18 protein-coding genes, 1 tRNA gene and 1 pseudogene are annotated in these 20,773 nt (G+C 29.8%); 5 read left to right on the top strand and 15 right to left on the bottom strand.

All coding sequences use genetic code 11. From position 1 onward, the window contains the following. A partial coding sequence (gltX, locus tag DW911_RS11135; RefSeq protein ID WP_233543031.1) for a glutamate--tRNA ligase occupies positions 1-841 on the bottom strand: 841 nt, incomplete at its 3' end. Between the two features lie 60 nt (positions 842-901). On the opposite strand from gltX, the gene DW911_RS06210 reads away from it, so the two are divergent. Continuing rightward, positions 902-977, top strand: a tRNA-Gln gene (locus DW911_RS06210). Positions 978-1,025: 48 nt separating this feature from the next. Here the strand turns inward: DW911_RS06210 and DW911_RS06205 are convergent. The 8 genes from DW911_RS06205 to DW911_RS06170 all read right to left on the bottom strand — a co-directional run bounded on the left by DW911_RS06205 (position 1,026) and on the right by DW911_RS06170 (position 11,267). Further along, complete coding sequence (locus DW911_RS06205) at positions 1,026-2,198, bottom strand: MFS transporter (RefSeq protein ID WP_118607605.1); 1,173 nt, start codon at positions 2,196-2,198, stop codon at positions 1,026-1,028. Between the two features lie 85 nt (positions 2,199-2,283). After that, positions 2,284-3,312, bottom strand: a complete 1,029-nt coding sequence (gene mutY, locus DW911_RS06200; protein WP_233541853.1) for an A/G-specific adenine glycosylase — start codon at positions 3,310-3,312, stop codon at positions 2,284-2,286. Next, positions 3,309-5,159 carry a hypothetical protein gene (locus tag DW911_RS06195; protein ID WP_118607604.1) on the bottom strand — a complete coding sequence of 617 codons (1,851 nt, stop codon included), beginning with the start codon at positions 5,157-5,159 and terminating at the stop codon, positions 3,309-3,311. The genes mutY and DW911_RS06195 overlap by 4 nt, the downstream gene beginning before the upstream one ends. 13 nt (positions 5,160-5,172) lie before the next feature. Further along, a complete protein-coding gene (locus DW911_RS06190; RefSeq protein ID WP_118607603.1) occupies positions 5,173-6,297 on the bottom strand; it encodes a PilZ domain-containing protein in 1,125 nt (374 codons plus the stop codon). Between the two features lie 42 nt (positions 6,298-6,339). After that, positions 6,340-7,371, bottom strand: a complete 1,032-nt coding sequence (locus DW911_RS06185) for a glycosyltransferase family 2 protein (RefSeq protein ID WP_118607602.1) — start codon at positions 7,369-7,371, stop codon at positions 6,340-6,342. Positions 7,372-7,413: 42 nt separating this feature from the next. Next, positions 7,414-8,490, bottom strand: a complete 1,077-nt coding sequence (locus tag DW911_RS06180) for a bifunctional glycosyltransferase family 2/GtrA family protein (RefSeq protein WP_118432864.1) — start codon at positions 8,488-8,490, stop codon at positions 7,414-7,416. A 70-nt stretch (positions 8,491-8,560) separates the two neighbouring features. After that, on the bottom strand, positions 8,561-10,258 hold the full coding sequence (locus DW911_RS06175) for a GGDEF and EAL domain-containing protein (protein WP_118607601.1): 1,698 nt from the start codon (positions 10,256-10,258) through the stop codon (positions 8,561-8,563). A gap of 40 nt (positions 10,259-10,298) precedes the next feature. After that, a complete protein-coding gene (locus DW911_RS06170) occupies positions 10,299-11,267 on the bottom strand; it encodes a diguanylate cyclase domain-containing protein (protein WP_158568204.1) in 969 nt (322 codons plus the stop codon). 111 nt (positions 11,268-11,378) lie between these two features. Between DW911_RS06170 and DW911_RS06165 the strand changes: the two genes are divergently transcribed. Both DW911_RS06165 and DW911_RS06160 read left to right on the top strand, forming a co-directional pair. Then, positions 11,379-12,407 (top strand): YeiH family protein, encoded by a 1,029-nt coding sequence (locus DW911_RS06165; RefSeq protein ID WP_118607600.1) that lies wholly within the window; start codon positions 11,379-11,381, stop codon positions 12,405-12,407. A gap of 53 nt (positions 12,408-12,460) precedes the next feature. After that, positions 12,461-13,675, top strand: coding sequence for a ComEC/Rec2 family competence protein (locus DW911_RS06160; protein ID WP_118607599.1), 1,215 nt, complete (start codon positions 12,461-12,463; stop codon positions 13,673-13,675). Between the two features lie 14 nt (positions 13,676-13,689). On the opposite strand, the gene DW911_RS06155 is transcribed toward DW911_RS06160, so the two are convergent. Then, on the bottom strand, positions 13,690-14,247 hold the full coding sequence (locus tag DW911_RS06155) for a GNAT family N-acetyltransferase (protein WP_118607598.1): 558 nt from the start codon (positions 14,245-14,247) through the stop codon (positions 13,690-13,692). Between the two features lie 119 nt (positions 14,248-14,366). Here DW911_RS06155 and DW911_RS06150 point away from each other — a divergent pair. After that, positions 14,367-15,446 (top strand): annotated as a pseudogene (locus DW911_RS06150) (aldo/keto reductase). On the opposite strand, the gene DW911_RS06145 reads toward DW911_RS06150, so the two are convergent. Together DW911_RS06145 and DW911_RS06140 are read right to left on the bottom strand one after the other, a co-directional pair. Further along, complete coding sequence (locus DW911_RS06145; RefSeq protein WP_118432858.1) at positions 15,410-16,267, bottom strand: aldo/keto reductase; 858 nt, start codon at positions 16,265-16,267, stop codon at positions 15,410-15,412. The pseudogene DW911_RS06150 and the gene DW911_RS06145 sit on opposite strands and share 37 nt — an antisense overlap. Next, positions 16,245-17,624, bottom strand: a complete 1,380-nt coding sequence (locus DW911_RS06140) for an MATE family efflux transporter (protein WP_118432857.1) — start codon at positions 17,622-17,624, stop codon at positions 16,245-16,247. Before DW911_RS06140 ends, DW911_RS06145 begins: the two co-directional genes overlap by 23 nt. 132 nt (positions 17,625-17,756) lie before the next feature. On the opposite strand from DW911_RS06140, the gene DW911_RS06135 reads away from it, so the two are divergent. Continuing rightward, a complete protein-coding gene (locus DW911_RS06135; RefSeq protein WP_118607597.1) occupies positions 17,757-18,629 on the top strand; it encodes a LysR family transcriptional regulator in 873 nt (290 codons plus the stop codon). A gap of 17 nt (positions 18,630-18,646) precedes the next feature. Here the strand turns inward: DW911_RS06135 and DW911_RS11130 are convergent, their stop codons facing one another. The 3 genes from DW911_RS11130 to DW911_RS06120 form a co-directional block, all read right to left on the bottom strand. Next, on the bottom strand, positions 18,647-18,928 hold the full coding sequence (locus DW911_RS11130; protein WP_233543030.1) for a GNAT family N-acetyltransferase: 282 nt from the start codon (positions 18,926-18,928) through the stop codon (positions 18,647-18,649). A gap of 168 nt (positions 18,929-19,096) precedes the next feature. Then, entirely contained in the window at positions 19,097-19,894 is a 798-nt protein-coding gene (locus tag DW911_RS06125) for a carbon-nitrogen hydrolase family protein (RefSeq protein WP_118432854.1), read from the bottom strand. Between the two features lie 323 nt (positions 19,895-20,217). Continuing rightward, entirely contained in the window at positions 20,218-20,568 is a 351-nt protein-coding gene (locus DW911_RS06120; protein ID WP_118607596.1) for a hypothetical protein, read from the bottom strand. Positions 20,569-20,773: the final 205 nt, after the last annotated feature.

The raw sequence follows: 20,773 nt of genomic DNA, 5'->3' as shown, positions 1-20,773 counted from the left end.
AAGTAAAAATTTCTTTTTCTTCTTTAGGAGACCAACCAAGTAAAGCAATATAATTTAAAATTGCTTCATTTAAGAATCCTTTATTAATTAAATCTTGATAACTAGCATCACCATTACGTTTAGATAATTTATGCTTATCATCTTTCATAACTGGTGGTAAGTGAATATAGGTTGGTACATCCCACCCAAATGCTTGATAAATTAAATTGTATTTAGGTGTTGATGATAAATATTCATTTCCTCTTACTACATGGGTAATATTCATTAAATGATCATCTACGATATTAGCAAAGTTATATGTAGGGTAACCATCACTTTTTAATAAAACCCCTTCATCTAAAGTGCTGTTGTCTACTTCAATATGTCCATATACTTCATCTTCAAAAGAAGTTACGCCAGTGCTTAAAATTGTTTGTCTGACAACATATTTTTCACCACTAGCAATTCTTTTTTTAGCTTCTTCTAAAGAAATATGAATGCATGGATCTTGGTAGTTTTGATTGTTTTCAATATCTTTATTTTGATCAATTGTTTCTTCATCACAGAAACAATAATGAGCCCCACCCAGCTCAACTAATTGATCAGCATATTCTTTATAAAGTGCTAATCTTTTAGATTGAATATAGGGTCCTTCATCATAATTTAAACCAGTTTGTTTCATTGTCTGGTAAATGACATCTAATGCTTGATCTACTTTTCTACTTTGATCTGTATCTTCAATTCTTAAAATAAAATCTCCATTATTTTTTTTAGCAATTAAATATTCATATAATGCTGTTCTTAAATTACCAATATGCATATAGCCAGTAGGACTAGGCGCAAAACGGGTTCTCACTTTCATATACTTCACTTCTCTCTCTTGAATTTTAAATCTAAAAGTAATACAATTAATATGTTATCTTGGGGTGTAGCCAAGTGGTAAGGCATCAGACTCTGAATCTGACATTTCCTTGGTTCGAATCCAAGTACCCCAGCCATAAACAAATAAAAGCAGGTTTAACCTGCTTTTTATTATATACTTTTTATTAAGAATTTCTAGCCAGCTTTTTTGAATAAAAACCTGTAATAAAAGTAATGATAACTCCTATTACTGTAATTGTACAAGCAAAGAAAAGCATCGATTGTATACCAAAGGTATCTTGTAATACACCACCAAAAATATTACCAATCATTGATCCTAATCCAGAAGACATAATCCCAATCATTGTTTGTCCCATCATTTGATCATGACTTTCTAAATTATAAGTTACATAATAAGTAATAACAGCTGTCATCAAACCATAAGACATACTTTGCATTAACATACCAATAAATAGTATCGGTAAATTAGGGGCTAAACAAATAGTAAAATTACGAAGAATATAGCAAAAAGAAGCAACCATAATTAAAGTTACACTATCAAATTTTCTAATTAATCTTGGAGTAATTGTCATAACTGGCATTTCACTGGCTGCCATAAAGAAAACAGCAACCCCATATAAAGATGTACTTCCTCCAAGTTTTCTTACAATATTAACAAGATATGTTGATAAAGTAGTTGACGCTGCAAAAGTACAACTAAATCCTAATAAAAGGAAAAAGAATACTTTATATTTTTTAATAATTCCTAATATATTTCCTTCTTTTTTGGCACTTTGTACTTGGACTTTACAATCTGGTAACCAATATAAAACAACCAAAGCCAATATAATCGCAATAAAAAAGACATAAGCTAAAACAGTTGGATTTAAATATTCTATTAATCTACCTAACATCATAGCACTTACAGCATAAGAAACCGAACCTAGTCCCCTTGCAAATCCAAAGTTTAAAGTTTCTCCACTTTGGATATAATTCATCGCAATCATAGATAAAAAAGGGACTGTTGAAATCAACATCGACCATAACATCATATATAAAACCATAATAAAAACAGTTGGTAATTCAAATAAGGCTAATACCATAAAAATAACAACCAATGCAATAAAAATAATGGTTAAAATCATTTTAATAGTTAAACCTTTTATCTTATTAATGAGTGATGAAACAAAAGGTGATAAAAAGATAGAAACAACACAAGCTCCTCCTGTAACAATCCCTATTTCTGTATTTGACATTCCTCGATATTGAAGAAATACCGCAATATATCCACATACACAACCACTTGCCATCCAATATAAAATATGTAATAAATTATACCTCAATTGTAAACGCTTCATTATATAACCTCCACCAATCCGTCATACAATATATCATCTTTTATTCAAAAACATACTTATTTTTAAAATATGAAAAAAAATGATGCTAGATAGCATCACTTTGTCTGTAAGCTTTTAATACTTTTTGATGAGCTGTAGATATCGGTTTTAAATCTAATTGTTCTAATGTACAAAGTCCTTCTATTGGTTTATTTAAAACAAAATGATAAACATTCATATACCAAGTACGATGAGTAAATACATGTTTAACTCTTTTAATAGAAGAAACAATATTTAATTCTACACCATATTCTTCTTTAAATCGTTCTATAAAAGTATAAGGACTTTCTACTTCATATTGAACAAAACCATAAAGATTTTCTAATAAACCAGGTGGATTTTTAATAATGAGAAATTGATCCTGGTAAGTAATGATACCAGTAATGTAATTTATTTCTTGATGATTAATTTTCTTAATTGAAATAGGTAAAACATTTTGTTGATGAAATTCTCTTGCTTTACAAAATGAGGCAATAGGGCAATTTGAACAACGAGGGTGAACAGGTCGACATATGGTAGCCCCTAAATCCATTAAAGCCTGATTAAAAGATGAAGCATCATATCCTTTCAACAATCCTTTAACCTTATCATAAATTAATTTTTTGGTATTCTTTTTCACAATATTTTCTTTAATCAAATAGACTCTAGAAATAATACGTAAAACATTCCCATCTACTGCTGGATAAGGTTTAAAGTAAGCAATAGATAAAATAGCACCTGCCGTATATTCCCCTACTCCCTTTAAAGCAATAATATCTTCATATTGACAAGGAAAAACTCCTTGGTATTGATCAACAATCATTTTGGCACTTTCATGTAAATGTTTAGCTCTTCGATAATACCCTAATCCTTCCCACATTTTATAAACATCTTCCAAACTAGCCCAAGCTAAATCATCAACAGTGGGAAAGTGTTCAATAAAATTTTGATAATAAGGAATGACTGTTTCTGTTGTTGTTTGTTGTAACATAATCTCACTGATCCATATATGATAAGGATCATGATCTTGGCGCCAAGGAAAATCACGATGATTTTCTTGGTACCAATTTATTAAACATTCTTGAAGTGATGTCATGATAGTTCCCTTATTTGTTGGTATTGTTTTTTAGCTGCCGGCGTCATTGTCTTAAATAAATCTTTCACTTTATAAATTTTCTCTTTTCCACTTTGATTAAAATACTCCTTTAATAACATCTTTTCATCATGATCACTTTCTACAATAACTAAATAATCGTAATCCTTTAATAAATTAACGAGATTATCTTCATAAAAAGCACATAAACCATCAACATGATCAGCAAATAACATATAACGTGTAATGTATTGTAAATAATAATTTGTTACTTGGCTATCTTTATCACTGGCATACACAAGATAACGATGATGATCTATTTTTTGATGATTCCAACAATCATGAGTGACGGCTTCTACCTTGCAAGGCAAAGATGTAGCATATTGTTGTTGATTATAAACCATACCGTTATATTCTGAAAGTAATGTAATAATAGAAAGTGCACTTAATACAATAATACTTACTTGATAATATTTCTTAGTTTTAACAGAATGAAAAGCTTTATAATCATGAATCATTCCCATTTTAATTTCAAATGATTCTTGCAAATCAATTGTGGCACATAAAACCAAAGCCCCACAAAATAGAATGACAATACTTGATGTATAACGTTCAAATCCAGCTAAATATAACGCTTCATCTAAAGGCATAGAATAAATATACATAGCAAGGATACCAACAAAATAAGCAACTAACATCACATCTAAAGCAACAATAGCTTTCATCAGTGACCACTTTTTATGAAGCACACGATATACAACAAAACATGCGATAATTGCGATAATTTCAAAAGCAAAGATTCCTATTGTTTGTCGTGATGAAAAATCAAAAGAAGATTGAACAAACAAATGAATAATCTTATTCACTTGACCTGCTGTTTTAGTTTGTAGATGAGCTGTATCAAATTTTTGACTTACACCACTAAACACATGATTGACATGTATTTTCCATAATAGCGTAGGAATATAAGATGTAAGCAACACTACAAAAGCTAAAATATTCTTTTTCATTCTTGTTTTTTGATCAATAAAAGCAATATAAACAAAATAAAGAAGAGCAAATAAAACAAATAAGCTTCCTGTACTTTTAACAATCGTCAACAATCCTAAAGCCCACACCAAAATAAAAGTTGCTTTTTTTAATTGATAACGATAAGTATAAATAATAGAAAAACCTGCTAGTGTCATCACCGGCAAAATAAAATCAACTAATAAATTATTAATACGAATAGTAATATTAAAAATAGATAATAAAGAACATCCTGCTCCTAAAAATACATACAAAAGAAATCTTTTCTTTTCTTGAATGATTCCAAACATGGCATAAAAGCACGAAAAGATAAATATTCCTTGAATAAATAACATCATTCCTTGGCTATGACCTAAAAATTGACATCCATAATAAATCCAACAAGCCATTCCTAAAGGGTAATTTGTAAAATCAATAACGGTACTACTGCGATTAGGAAAAGCATGAGTTAATAACATATCTTTAACAACTATTCCCCAATGAGAAAAGTTATCATAGTGAATAAAGTGAGTCCGTAACAACAAACCTAGAAATAAGATTGTTCCTACTATAAAACATCCATAAAAAAGCAATGAACCTATTTCAACATCATGCCATCCTTTTTTTATCAAAAAATAAATAAATCCTAATAATCCTAATCCTAATAAAATATAGGTTATGATTTGTAAAATTTGGCACAAACCACCAAAGTAGGTGATGACTGTAATAAAAGAAAAAGTAGTTAAAGGGATAAATGCCCCATCAATTTTAAATAAAGTTTTAATAAGATAAAAATAACCAATTAATGAACATATAAACATGACTATATTTAAATAAACCATTTTTCTTCCATCCTTAAATTAAATTTAATTCTTTCAATAAATCATTTAATTGATTATTTTCTAATAATTCTTCCATATTGTCTATTTTAAATAAACGTTGACCATTTTTAACAATACGATCTGTTGTTTTTAAAACAAGCCATAAATTTTTATTAACCTTTAATACATAAGTGTCCGGTTTCCCTTTACCTTCTTTAAAATGACTCATCGCAACATAATGATAGTTAAAGTCTTCAATAATCCCACTTGCTCCATTAACAAATGTTACGGGTTGATGAACCTTAAAGCGTGGTTGTTTTCTTTTTTCTGTCTTTAAATGATTCATTCTTGATGATATATTTCTGGTCATATCATCATAAGCCGTAGACCATAAATCCATTTCCACCGGTAATGAATGATTTCGATCATAAATGATTTGCATATATTGACTTTTATTTTGGTCATCAACAGGTTTTACTTCTAAAGCATATAACCAGCCTTTTTCATGTTTTCTTACATGCACCACATTTCCTATTAAATGTGCTTGATAATGCCCATCTTTCACTTCTAAATCAACTGTACAATCATCTGGAATATACTGATCTTGATTTACAACAATAGACATTCCTTCATCGCTGACATCATTTGTTGTACCTATCACATGATAATGATAAAAGTTGACTTTGACCTGTGTCTTTGCTTTAATACGCTCACTTTTTCTTAAAACATTTCTTCCAAGCATAAAGAATAGAGCATAAATAATAGCTACTAAATTATAAACTAACCAGAAAATAATAATACTACTATAAATAAGTGCCCAGCCATATTTACCTCTTACAAAACGAATAATCGCAAGAATAGATAACACAAGTAAAATCATATGTGGTAAAGCATAAACAATATTCTTTTTACGACTATGATCTTTCTTTTTACTTGTTACTTTAAATTTACGTTGATGAATATGTAATGTTTCTAAAATAACAGGAAAAATAAGATAAGGCGCTAAGATGGTATCAATAACTTGTGACCACCTTTGATTTCTAATATTACTGGATAAATAACGCATTGACATACTATAAAAGAAATATGCCGGTAACCAAAAAATTAATAATGAAATAAAATCAGTATTAACAACCTGAAAATCAAATAAAGCAAACATAATAGGTGCTAAAATAAAAATAATACGGTTAAAAAATGACCACTAATATAAATAAGCACTTAAATAAGTTAACCTTGCTCCAATAGATAAATGAGGAGTAAAAATAGCATGTGTATTTTGTAAACTTTGAATAACCCCTCGTGCCCATCTGGTTCTTTGTTTAATCATGCTTGCTACCGTTGTAGTAGAAAGCCCTGCTACTTGAACTTCCTGTGTTGCATAAGTAATATAACCTTCTTTTTGAATTCTAATACTTGTTTCAAAATCTTCGGTAATTGTTTTTAAAGGAAAACCATGAATATCTTCTAATGCTTGTCTAGAAATAACGGTATTACTTCCTGTATAAGCAACGGCATTAGAAGAGTTTCTCATAATATTAACTTCTTTTGAAAAGAAATCTTGTTCATTAGGAATTGTCTTTTCAGCATAAAGATTATATTGGAATAAATCAGGATTATAAAAACTTTGTGGTGTTTGAATTAATCCTATTTTCATTTTTTCATCAATTTCATCTTCTTCTCTTTTACGCCGCTTACCATCCTCCTTAATATAATAAGGTAATAAAAAGTACGGTACTGTTTTCATTAAAAAAGTATGACGTGGAATCATGTCAGCATCAAAAGTCGCTACTAACGGTGAATGTGTATTTTCTAAAGCATGATTAAGATTGCCTGATTTAGCATCTTTATTATCAGCAAGTCCTAAATAACAAATATGTAATTTTTTAGCCAATAAGGCAACTTCTTCACGGTTACCATCATCACAAAAATAGATGTGTGCTTTAGACAAATCTGGATAATCCATATAAGTACAAGCATTGGCTGTTTTATAAAGCAATTCTGTATTTTCATTATGAGTCGCTATAAAAACATCAACATCAGGGTAATCTTCTAAAGCAATATCAGGTAATTCTAATTCATAAGCATCACTTTTGATTTTACGATAATAAAGTTCAAAAGTTGTAAATACTGTTATGGTTTCGGCAATAATAAGTAAAATACCAAAAATAACTTGTGCTATTCCTTCTTGAAATGGCAAAGTAAAAAAGATACGCCATAACAAATAAATAGTCATTAAGATAGCAGTAATGATAAAAAAATCATCTTTCTTGTACGTTTATTCATGAATTTCATCTTCTTTCCTAAAAACCCATTTCACTTGAACTTGATAACTTAATAAAAACAAAAGTGAATCAACAATAGGTTTTGCTAGTTTTTCATTTAAAATACCTAAGCGAGAAGCTAAATATACAAAACAAGTTGATAACATCATTACCATAAAACATAATACAAAAAATCTAGCTAATGTATGTGAATTAGACTTTTCTTCATCAAAGACATATTTTTTATTAATAACATAATTAACAATGGTAGAAACAATTCTCGCAATAACTGTCGCTAGTGCAATTCTTAAAAAATCATGATGAACCCATAATTTTAATAAGTCCATTAATCCCCATGCCATGACAATATCTAAAACTGAACTTATAATTGATGATGATATAAATCTTAAAAACTGACCTATTAAAACCTTAATAATCATTAAACTATCTTGTAATGGTCTAAAATGAGTGCCATTGTTATGATCATGATAAATAGTGGAAATTGTTGTTGTATAAATAGGAATTTCATCTTCAACGCACGCGACTAATTGTTGTGTTTCATATTCAAAACGATTTCCTGGTATCTCTAACATTTCGTCAATTAATGATAAATCAAAGGCTCTAAGTCCTGTTTGCGTATCTTGAATTTCTTGATGAAATAATAATGAAAATAATTTTGATGAAATGACATTTCCTATTTTTGATTTAAAAGGCACCTCTTTGCCAGAAAAATCTCGTCCTCCTAAAACAAGTTCATGACGATGACTATGTAACTCCCCTACTACTTTTTCAACATCTTTTAGAGTATATTGCCCATCACAATCTACAGTCACAATTCCCTCTATATCACTAAATTGTTCCTTAATATAAGCTAATCCTATTTTTAAAGCATAGCCTTTCCCCATATTTGTTTCGTAATGAATAATATGACAATAAGATTCTATTTTGTTAAATAACGTTTGATATTTTTCACCCGAACCATCATCTACCACAACAATATGATTAAATCCTTTTTTATTTAGTTGTTTTACATATTGGATCATATCATCATGAGGTTGATATGCCGGTATCAAAACCACACTTTCTTCCATTATGTTTACCTTCCCTTTTCCGATATGTATCGTACCTCAGTTTTTATTATTTCACAAGAAAAAAGAATGATTATTGAAGTAAATCATCCTTCTTTGACATATATTGTTTTTCAAATTCTTTCTTAGTAACTGGTTTACCAAATAAATACCCCTGGATATAATCGGGATGTAACTGATCTAATGCTTGTAATTCCTCTTTCGTTTCAACACCCTCAATACATACTGCTAAATCAATACTATGGGCCATATCTACTACATGTTTAAGAATTTTATTTTCATATTCAGAAGAAATAGCCTTCATTGTTAGTGAACGATCAATTTTTATATAACGTGGGTATAAATCACTCAAACGATGCACATTAGAATATCCGGTTCCAAAATCATCAATAATTACAGCAATACCTTCACTCTTTAACTTATTCCATAATTTCTTAAAATGAGGATTATTACCTAAGTAACCACTCTCTGTTACTTCTATACCTAAGCAGCTAGAATCTAAATCATATAATCTAAGAGCAGCAATAATTTCATTTAATACACTACTTTTAATAACTTGAACATAAGATAAGTTCACATTGATTTTAAAATGAGGTATTTCTTTTTGCCATTTTTTACAAGTAGATAAAGCTTGATATAAAATCCATTTTCCAGCAGGAATAATAAGTCCTGATTCTTCTAGAAGAGGGATAAACTCTACAGGAGAAATTCTTTCTACTTTTTGTTTTTCATCTATTAGATTAAAACGCATGAGTGCTTCTGCACCTAATATCGCATGAGTCTTTGAATCTACTATTGGCTGATAGTATACTTCAAACCCTTCATAACTATGATTAACTGAATATTGCAAAGCAAGACGAATACAACGTTTCCTCAAAAAGCCATCATAATTATCTTGACTAAATACATAATAACTGTTTTTCCCTAATTGTTTGGCTTCATTTAAAGCAAATTCACAATACTTAACGATTAAATCGTATGATCCTCTTACATCCTTTACATCTAAAATACCTGCAGATAAAGTGAAAACAACATGATATTGATTTTTTTCAATAAAAGTATCAATTTCTTTTCTAATTTGCTTGTATAGTTTAATTGCATCCTTTTGACTTCCACCTTGAAAATCTACAATCATAAATTCGTCACCATTTAAACGGAATAAACGTTGCCCTTTATGCATACACTTTTCAATACATCTTGCAGTTTTTTCTAAAATAAAATCTCCGTATTTAGAACCAAGACGCCCTGTAACAATATTAAAATCATCAATATCAACTTGCATTAAGAAACCTTGAGGACGTGTCATTGCCATATCATGAATATAAATTTGTAAACTTGGTTCTCCTAATAAGCCACTTACATTATCTGCTTTTTGTTTTTTACCAATCTCATTAATACATCCTACTAAAAATTGAGGTTCTCCCTTTTCATTTAATACTACTTGTCCACGACAATTGATCCAAGCCGGATTTCTATTTCTATCTAACCAACGATAATGTAGATTATGATAATCACTTTTCCCCTGTTGGATATCATCTAATTGTGCTTTAATAGCAGGAAAATCTTCTGGGTAGATAAATTTTTGAAACTCGGCTACTGCATTATAAAATTGATTACCAGGTAATAAAAAACGGTTTGTGGCATGTTTGGAAATATAATAATAATCATTCTTAAAATCTAAAACATACAAATAATCATCCATACTCGTATTAAATAAACGAATCATATATTCAATCTGTTCTCTTGAAAGCCGTTCATTCGAGTAATTCATTCTCCCCACCTCTTTATGTTTTATTCTTCATTTCATTATATCATATTATGTTATTTTTGTTTATTGCCTTTCTTTTCTTTTTATTGCGATACATCATTTGATCTGCTTCTTTAATGACATCATCAATAGGTTCTCTACCTGGAACATAAAGACTATAACCTATTGATACTTCTGGTAATCGTGGTTCTTTTTCTCTTCGCTTAGCTAGATTTTTAACAAATTGATCATTCATTTGATCTACATGAAGTATATTCTTTCTAACTAAAGCACAAAATTCATCACCACCATAACGAAAACATAAACCATATCGACCATAAGTATGCATTAATTCATCAGCGATAATCTTTAAACAATAATCACCAAATAAATGTCCATATGTATCATTAACCATTTTAAATCGGTCAACATCATAAAATAAGATCATTTGCTTTCGTTTTGCTTGTGCAATTTTACGTTCAAAACTTAATCTACTTAATAAATGAGTTAAACCATCAGACTGTAAAACGATAGCATTAAAATATTGATAATAAATCACAGTAAAGATAGCAATACTCAACCATGTTGTCCTTACTTCAGGAAAAATAAATTGAGCACAAACACCACTTATAGTAAACAACATCATTAATAATAATGCCCCATATCTTTCCTTTTTATAATAATGATTCTCTCTAATCATTGTTTCATAAAAATAAAGCATCGCAACAATAAAAGAAATAACATATACAAAATATCCATAACTTCGATGATATACATTAGATTGATCAATATAAAAAACAAATCCAAAGAAAACACTAATTATTTCAAAAATAAAATGAATAATTGGAAAATATATCATCTTCTTTAAAGGTTTAGGATGAACTGTTAATGCACAAATAACCGGTGCTGCAACAGCCATTGTAAACTCAATAACCTTAATCAAGATATGAACATATCTGTATTGATTAGGCGTACCATTCATAATTTGAGCTAAACATTCAAAACTAGATGCTAATGCAACATCTGCCCTCACCATCCTAATTCATATTATAATACACATTAATGCAAAAGTAAGGTTTTTAGTTTGTAATTTTTTATATTTATGCTAGGATAGACACTGTATTTTAAAAAGGGAGAGAATTTTATGCAATTTATAAAAAAGAATTACCGTGGATTTTTATTATGTCTTATTATCGCTATTCCTTGTTGGCTTCTAGGACAAGCCTTTCCTATCGTTGGAGGACCAGTATTTGCAATTCTTGCTGGAATGATAATAACATTATTGATTAAAGATAAATCATCATATCAATCGGGTATTACTTTTACCTCTAAAAAGATATTACAATATGCGGTTATCTTACTTGGATTTGGGATGAATTTATCGGTTGTCTTACAAACTGGAAAACAATCATTACCTATTATTTTAGCGACCATCTCAACATCTCTTATCTTATCTTGGATTTTACATAAAATTATGCATATTCCTGGTAAGATTTCTACTTTGATCGGTGTTGGATCTTCTATTTGTGGTGGTTCTGCTATTGCAGCAACAGCACCTGTTATTGAAGCCAATGATGAAGAAGTAGCTCAATCTATTTCTGTTATCTTTTTATTTAATATGATTGCTGCTTTATTTTTTCCAACCCTTGGAACAATACTTGGATTTTCTAAACATAGTGGTGAAGCATTTGGTATTTTTGCTGGAACGGCTATTAATGATACTTCGTCGGTAACCGCAGCAGCTTCAACATGGGATTCTATGTATCACTTACATAGTGCTACTTTAGATAAAGCTGTTACCGTCAAACTAACAAGAACCCTTGCTATTATTCCTATTACTTTAGGATTATCTTTATTTAAAGTGAAACAAGCTAAAGGTGATAATCAAAAAGTAGATTTAAAAAAGATTTTTCCATTCTTTATCCTTTATTTTATTCTTGCTTCATTGATGACAACGATTGCTATCAATATGGGGGTATCCCCTGATTTCTTTACACCACTTAAATCATTAAGTAAATTTTTTATTGTTCTAGCAATGGCAGCCATTGGTTTAAATACCAATGTAGTAAAACTCATTAAAAATGGTGGTAAACCTATCTTATTAGGATTTATTTGTTGGGTAGGTATTACAATTGTCAGTTTATGTATGCAACATATACTTGGAATATGGTAAAAGCAGGTTATCCTGCTTTTTTATGTTAAAATAAGATTAAGGAGGTTATTTAAATGTTTAAACATAAAATAAAAAAATGGATGATCTTGGTTGTTTCATTTTTATTATCTCTTTCTTTATTTACTCATCCTGTCTTTGCTAGTGAAAATACATATGCGAGAATTCATTTTATTGATACAGGTAACTCTGATTGTATTTTTATTCAAAGTAAAGAAAAGAATATCCTTATTGATGCTGGAGATAATGATGATGAACAAAGAATTGTTAATTATTTAAATCAATTAAAAGTAAAGAAAATTGACTATTTAGTTAGTACTCATCCTGATGCTGATCACTGTGGTGGTCTCGATGCCGCAGTAAGTAATTTTGATATTGGTCAAGCCTTTGTATCTAACGGCTCTTCTAATAGTAAAACTTATCGAGATTTTATTTATTCTCTCACTAATAAAGGGTTAACCCCTGCTGTTCCTTTAGAAAATAATAAAATTGCATTAGATAAACATAACTCTATTCAATTCTATAACACAAAAGCCACTGGTACAGGTAATAATCTTTCATTGGTTACCCTGTTACGTTCAGGTCAACATAAATTTCTATTTACCGGTGATGCGCCTAAAAAAGTAGAAAAATCAATTCTTGATCAATTACCACAAGTTGATGTTTTAAAAGTTTCCCATCATGGAAGTAAAACCGGAACAAGTCAAGAATTACTTAATAAAATCAAGCCTCAATACGCTGTCATTGAATGTGGTAGACATAATAAATATCATCATCCTAATCAAGAAGTTACCAAAAGATTAAAAAAAGCAAATATAAAAATACTAAGAACAGATAAAAAAGGAAATATTATCTTTAAGTCAAAAAATAAAAAACTGACTTATAAATGTACTAAAACAACATCAAATAGTGGATCTGCCAATGTAACAAGAGATCCATCAGATGAAATAAAAAAACAAGAGGAAGCAAAACGTCAAGCAGAACTTGAAGCTCAAAGACAGGCTGAATTACAAGCTCAACAAGTTGCTCAAAGACAAGCCGTGTTGCAAGCCCAACAGGAGGCTCAAAGACAAGCCCAGTTACAAGCCCAACAAGAAGCCCAAAGACAAGCTCAACAACAAGCTCAACAAAATAGCACTTATGTTTATATTCCTCGTACCGGTTCAAAATATCACTCCAATCCAAATTGTAGTAATATGAAAAATCCTACTTCCATTCCGTTATCACAGGCGCAAAGTCAAGGCTATCAACCTTGTTCTAAATGTTATTAAAAAATAAAGGTTCATCATGAACCTTTATTTTTATTTTGCCATTGTTCTTTTGTAAGCATATAATAATGCTCTGTTTTTACTTCATTTAATAATACACATAATTTATTTTCTTCACTATGGTGATAGACAAAGCCACATTTTTCCATACATCTTTTAGATTGGATATTGCCATCAAAATAACCACACCATAAAACATCATCATTTAAATCTAAAAACACATGTTCTTGAATTTTTAATAATGCTTCTGGAACATATCCTTTACCCCAAAAAGGAACACCTATCCAATATCCAACTTCTATTTCGAAATCAGTTGTCACTTTTTGCGTTTGTCCTGGTTTTTTCAAACCAATACAACCAATAGCTTGATTATCTTCTTTTAAACAAATGGCATAATTTTCATCAACTGATAAAACATTTCTAATAATATTTAAACTATCTTCTTCGCTAGTATGAACCTGCCATCCTGCTCTCGGTCCTACTCTTGAATCTCTAGCATACTGATATAAACTTTTAGCGTCACTTTCTTTCCAGGGCCTTAATATTAATCTACTCGTTGTCAAAGTATTCATCATGTTTTTTTTCCTCCTACAATAATGCTTAAAATGTATATTACATCTTTCATTATAAGTATTTGATTATTCATATATTCAATTTTACAATAAAATTGAATATATGAATAGGGGGTTATTTAATGGAATATCGTCAATTACCTCATGGTAAAGAAATGATAAGTGTTATTGGTATGGGAACAAGTTCCATCGGTGAAGCAGATGAACAAGAAATTATTGATACTGTTCATTTAGCAATCAAAAGTGGAATTAATTATTTTGATCTTGCGAGTGGCCATGCTTGTACCTTTAAAGCTTTTGGTAAAGCTATTAAAGGAAAAAGAGAAAAAGTATACTTACAAATTCATTTTGGTGCTAACTATGAAACAGGAGAATATGGTTGGACTACCAATTTAGATAAAATAAAACAATCTGTTGCCTAGCAATTAAAAATGTTACAAACAGATTATATTGATTTTGGTTTTATTCATTGCATTGATGAACAAGCTGATTTAGATAAAATAAAACAAGCAGGTGTGTTAGATTATATTTTATCATTAAAAAAACAAGGAATTATTAAGCATATTGGATTATCTTCACATACACCCCAACTTGTTCACCAAGTATTAGATTTAAATATTTTAGATATGTTAATGTTTAGTATCAATCCAGCATACGATTATCGTCATGGTACATACGCTATTGGAAATACAGATGAACGTTTAGAGCTTTATCGACGTTGCCAAAAAGAAGGTGTCGCTATTTCTGTTATGAAAGCATTTAGCGGTGGTCAATTATTAGATCCAAAAAAATCACCTTGTCCTCAAGCTTTAACAGAAACACAATGCATTCAATACGCTTTAGATAAACCTGCGGTTGTTACTGTTTTACCAGGAATAAGAAACCAACAAGATTTAAAACGCATCTTAAAATATACAACAGCTTCTACTCAAGAAAAAGATTACTCTATTCTTGGTACTTTTAAAGCTACCAATCATCAAGGATTAGATATTTCTTTAATTAATAAATATTATGATTTAGCTTTATTAGGTGATGAATTGGCTAAAGATCATTATCATCATTTAGAGAAAAAAGCCAGTGATTGTATAAATTGCCATCATTGTGATCAACGTTGTCCGTTCCACGTTCATCAATCACAAAGAATGAAAGAAATTATGACTTATTTTTATACTTTAAACTTTAACGATTGTTCTAGAAAATGATTAACTTTTTGTGCTGTATCTCTTTCATGAAAACATGTATGACCTGTATCTAAATTACCTATCAGCTTCATTTCTTCATTTGATAATTCAAAATCAAAAATTTCAATATTTTCTTTCATTCTCTTTGGATTTGCACTTTTAACAATTGGAATAATTTGACGTTGATAAAACCATCTTAATACAATTTGAGCAACACTTTTTTGGTGATGTGATGCAATTTCCTTTAGAATTTCATTTTCAAAAACTGATGCCTTTCCCGCAGCAAGTGGTGACCACGCTAGCATCTGCATATTATTTTTTTCTAAATATTCCTTTTCATCATCTCTTTGATAAAAAGGATTACATTCAATCATATTGACAGCTGGCTTAGTATCATTAAAAAATAGAAAATCTGCTAATCGATCCTGTTTAAAATTATCTACACCTAACGCTTTAATCTTACCTTCTTGATATAATTCTACCAATGCTTTATAAGCTCCATAATAATCATGATAAGGCTGGTGAATCAAATATAAATCAACATAATCTAATCCTAAACGTTCTAATGAACGATAAAAACCTGCTTTTGCTTTTTCATAACTTGTATCACTTACCCATAATTTAGTAGAAATAAAAAGTTCTTCTCTTTTAATACCGCTTCTTTTAATAGCACGTCCTACAGCTTCTTCATTTTCATAAGCCGCTGCTGTATCTATAAAACGATATCCTGTTTTTAAAGCCTGTAACACGGCTTTTTCACAAGCGTCTAAATCGGTCATTCTAAAGACCCCATAGCCAATACAAGGAATATGGATTCCATTATTCAATATTAATTCTTTCATTTATATTTCCTCCTTTTTCAAATCGATATGCTGGTCGATCTATTATTAACAAAATAAAAATTAAGATTGCTGTTAATGCCAAACTAACAGGATATACCATCATCAATGTAAAGAACGTCTTACTACCTTCAAAGACAAAATAAACCCATAGTATTCTTACACCACATACGCCTAGTATTGTCACAATCGCAGGCATAAAAGAAATCCCAAATCCTCTTAAATATCCTGACATCACTTCATAAAGCATACTAAACAAATAAGCTAAAAAAACTAATTTTAAACGGCTATATCCTGTTTCAATAACCTCAGGATGACTATTAAAAATCCCTAACAATGATCTTCCAAACATGAGAATCATCATCATCAAAAATAACGATATCATGAAGTCTTCTAATAAACATAATCCTAATATTCTTTTACATCTTTTAATTTGTTTTGCTCCATAATTTTGTCCTACAAATGTTGTACAGGCTTGACTAAAAGAATTAAAAGTATAATATACAACCATTTCTATATTAAATGCTGCACTTGATGCTGCCATAACTTCTGTTCCTAAACTATTAATAGCAGATTGAATAACAATATTAGCTAAATTAAAGACAGCACTTTGAATTCCAGCAGGTAACCCTATTTTTAATATTTTCTTTAAACAATATTTATCTAACTTTATATCATAAAAAGAAATAATATAATTTCTTTTTATAAGTAAACAAAACAAAATGATTGCACTTATGGCATTTGCTATCACAGTAGCAATAGCAACACCATTGACATTCATCTTAAAAACAATAACAAAAAATAAATTAAGTAACACATTTAAAATACCCGAAAAAATAAGGACCAATAATGGTGTTTTCGTATCTCCGGTACTTCTAAAAACTGCCGTTTCAAAATTATATAAGAAAATAACCGGCATTCCTAAAAGATAATAACGCATATAAATTAAAGCATAAGGATAAACTTCTTTAGGTACACTTAATAAATGAAGTAAATAACCAATTATTCCTTCAACTACTATAACCATGATGATGCCACCAATAATAGCCATAATAATAGAAGTATAGATAGCTTTGGATATTTCTTTTTTATCTTTTCGACCAATAGCGTTAGCGATAACAACATTGGTACCAAGCGAAATTCCAATAAACAAATTTAAAATCATTCCAATAATAGGACTATTCGCCCCTACTGCTGCAATCGCAACAGTACGATCCATACTAGCAAAATTTCCTACAATAGCCACATCAGAAGCATTGAATAATTGTTCTAATATACCCGTTAAAGCAATTGGCAACGCATAACGTGGTAACTTGTTATAAATAGAGCCATTTAAAATATCTATTTTCGTACTTTCCATCTTTTTCCCCCCTTTTATTCGATTTGTATTATAGATTTCTTTCCCAACAATAGCAAATACCTATTAACTATCATTTATCATAGTTTGTAGGAATGATTATTTCATGATAAAATACAAATGAGGTGATCAAATATGGATATACGTGTTTTACGTTATTTTCTTGCTGTAGCCAGAGAAAAAAATATTACTCGAGCTGCTAAAAGTTTACATATAACGCAACCATCTTTATCTAAACAGTTAATGGATTTGGAAGAAAATTTAGGAAAACAACTCCTCATCCGAGGGAAAAGAGAAATAACATTAACTGAAGATGGTCTTTTATTAAAAAAAAGAGCTGAAGAGATTATCGACTTAGTAGAAAAAACCGAGCAAGAAATCTCTACTGATGAAAATGAAATCATTGGTCATTTATATCTAGGAGGAAATACAACACCAACGGTATTAAATGCCATATCGCAATTAAATCAAAAATATCCAGATATTCAATTTCATTTCTATTCTGGTGATGCTATAGAAATAGGGGAAAAAATTGATCATGGAACACTTGATTTTGCAATCATGTTAGAACCTATAGATAATACTCAATATGATTTTTTATCTCTACCTGATACAACACAATGGGGTATCCTTATGGATAAAACAGATCCCCTTGCAATCAATCAAGTCATTACCAATAAAATAATTAAACAGCTTCCTTTAATCTTACATCAAAGAATAGGCCTTCAACAAAATATTGCTCATTGGGCTGAAACTGACTTAGATAAATTACATATTGTTGCTACTTATAATATTTTACATGGTGATCCCATTTACTTAATACAACATCATTTAGGCTATTATCTTACAACGAGAGATTTATTGGGACCAACATTAGATGAACATTTATGTTTTATTCCTTTAAGTCCACAAATAAAAGAACATTATGCACTTGTCTGGAAAAAGCATACTCCCTTCAATAAAATAGCTCAACTCTTTTTAAAACAAATAAAAACATCTCATGATTAATTAGTGAGATGTTTTTATTATCGCTTCATATATAACAAAGGATAGGGATTTCCTTCTTCATCTAATGCAGTACGTTTATATACTTTAAAGCCTAGATGTTGATAAAAACCTACAGCCTGAGGATTTTGTTCATTGACCGTCAATTCATTCATATTATATTGTTTTATGCAATAGGATATGACTTGTTTGCCAATTCCTTTTCCCCTTTGATCAGGTAAAAGAAATAACATTTCTAACTTTTGATTATTAATTCCAGCAAAACCTATCTTTGCTTCTTCATCATTTTCAATAACGATCAAATGATTAACTTCTTTTAAGGCAAGGGGAACATATTGTTCTATTTTATTTATTTGTTCATCTGTTAAAAAAATGTGTTGCTTTTACTGACTGTTTCCAAATCTTTGTTAGTATTTTAATAATGTCTTCTGTTCTTTCATGTGTTTCATACATTTTCATTTTTATTTTCCTTATTTATATAATTCGGGTCTTCTAAGTTGCGTGTAAGGCTTTTGTTTTCTTACATTTTGAGATTGTGCCATATCTATATCTACATACATGATTGCTTCTTGATCTTCAAGTTTAGAAACAACTTCACCACAAGCATCAACCACAATAGATTCTCCAGAAAAGTTCATCTTATCTTCTTTTCCTACACGATTACACATCGCTATTATCACACTATTTTGAAATGCTTGAACTCTTAATTCCCATTCAAACATATCTGAAGGTTCTGCTTGAGTATTAACAGTAGGAATTAAAATCAAGTCAGCTCCTAATAATACTTCACTACGAATACTTTCTGGATAGTGTCGATCAAAACATACAACAATTCCTATTTTCCCAAATTTTGTATCAAATACTTTAAATCCATCATTAGCTGGAGTGTAATAATCTTGTTCATAAAATTGTTCAGCCTGTGCTACATGCACCATTTTTTGTATTCCTTTGATTGTTCCATCTTGATCAATTAAGATACTTGCATCATAAGTCTTTCCATCTTCTAAAAGATATACATTAGGAACTGCCATTATTTTATTTTCTTTACACACCTTACATAATTGATGAATAACTGGTGATTCTAAAGACATAGCATACTTTGTTACATCTAAACCAGGGTTTTGAGGAAAGAACTCTGTAAACTGCACTTCTGGAAATAAAACCAAATCGGCATTGTTGTTAGCTGCTTCTTTAATAGCTTGAATACTTTTTTCTAAGTTACTTTCTATTGTCCCTGAATTAGACATTTGTACTAATGCTAAACGCACGATATTCACCTCACAATTTTTTATTATAAATCTTCTTTATATGTTGATTGATTACAGCCACACCTACACCATATAGCGTAACCATCTTCTGTGTCAATCATATATTCTCATTCTCATAACGTATTTCAATGCTACCCTGCTAGTTATCACCAATAAAGGCAACAAAAGTTAAGTTTTCTGCTAGAAAAAACGGATGTTGATTTGATCTTTTTTATTTGCTAAATAGTATTTTCTCCTTTTTTCTCTCTTTACTATATTCAATATTCTTTATAGTAATCAACACTATCATAATCATTATAGTTTCATAATTACCAATAGACTTATTACCCTCTCGATTGTGGATTCAAATAAGTAATTGGATTCTGTGCTGATTGATTTAGCTTCAATTTAGTTATCGACTTTCTAATATAAAACTCTTCATTATCATCAGGTGGAAGTCCTTGTTCATATCTTTCATCCACGAAGAATAATCTATTCTCTGTTTTTGGTGTAAGAACGATATCTTGTCTTGGGAATCTTTCTTTTGCCTCTTTACAAACAAACCACTTTGAAGGCTTATATACAGCTAAAATCAAAGAATTATATACACCAAAAACATATTCTATTGTCTTGACTCTTTCTTTCGATGCCCTCCAAACACCACGAACAGCATCATATAAAGCTTTTTCATCCATATCTCTTTGATAAAGTCTATTTATTTTAATAACAAGAATTTTATGTCTGATGTCCTTTTCTTCAAGTTCGATAGCACCATTTATTCTTTCAAACTCATCAACTGATAAAGCTTTTGTTGAATGGTGCCCAGCTACAATATTAGTAAGTCCTGTGGATTGTCAACACTTTTTTGGACACTTTTTATGAGAACGCACGATATTCAAT

Origin of the sequence: Erysipelatoclostridium sp. AM42-17, assembly GCF_003480255.1 — a bacterium.
Taxonomy (GTDB): Bacteria; Bacillota_I; Bacilli_A; order Erysipelotrichales; family Coprobacillaceae; genus Faecalibacillus.
This window is presented reverse-complemented; position numbering and strand designations above follow the sequence as displayed.